This window comes from Parapedobacter sp. GCM10030251 (assembly GCF_042666505.1).
GTDB lineage: Bacteria > Bacteroidota > Bacteroidia > Sphingobacteriales > Sphingobacteriaceae > Parapedobacter.
In genome coordinates this window covers 1-698 of sequence record NZ_JBHTDN010000046.1, presented here as the reverse complement: position 1 = coordinate 698, position 698 = coordinate 1, and the positions used below count along the sequence as shown (strand labels likewise).

Below are 698 nucleotides of genomic sequence, written 5' to 3'. Positions count from 1 at the left end.
CTGGGGGTGCAGCTGACCACGGACCGTCTGGGCCCGCAGTCGGCCAGTTCGGCGTATGTGAACTACGCGTTCCGGCTGCGGCTGGATGACGAGGACACGCAGCGGCTGAGCTTCGGGCTGGGTGCCGGGGTGACGCAGTACGGGCTGGACGGGGCGCTGCTGGATCCGGTGAATGCGGGGGACCCGGCCGTACCGCCGGACCGGATCAACAGTTTCGTTCCGGATATCCGCTTCGGGATCTATTACTACCGGCCGGGGTGGTATGCGGGTATCTCGGTGATGGATCTGCTCTCGGGGGACCAGAGCAACAACATCTTCCGTTGGGACAACACGACCACGGACAACATCCGGCGGCGGCGCCACATCTATCTGATGGGCGGTGCGCTGGTCAACCTGGGCGAGGGGACGCGTCTGCGGCCGAGTCTGCTTATAAAGGAGGATTTCAGGGGCCCGACGAGCCTGGACGTGAACGCGATGTTCGTATTCGGGGACCGTTTCTGGATCGGCGGGGGGTGGCGCACTGGGGTGACGGTTTTCCGGAAGGACTACGAGCGGTTGACGGGCAGCGCGCTGAGCAAGCAGAACTCGGTTTCTGCGATCACGCAGCTGTACGTGACCCCTCAGCTGCGGGTGGGTTATTCGTATGATTACATTCTGAGCCGGCTGAGCAGCGTTCAGAACGGCTCGCATGAAATCAC

1 protein-coding gene is annotated in these 698 nt (G+C 63.2%); it reads left to right on the top strand.

The window, feature by feature from the left end; translation table 11 throughout:
- Positions 1-698: type IX secretion system membrane protein PorP/SprF (locus ACFQRK_RS23985; protein WP_379010966.1), on the top strand; the 698-nt coding region annotated here is incomplete at both ends.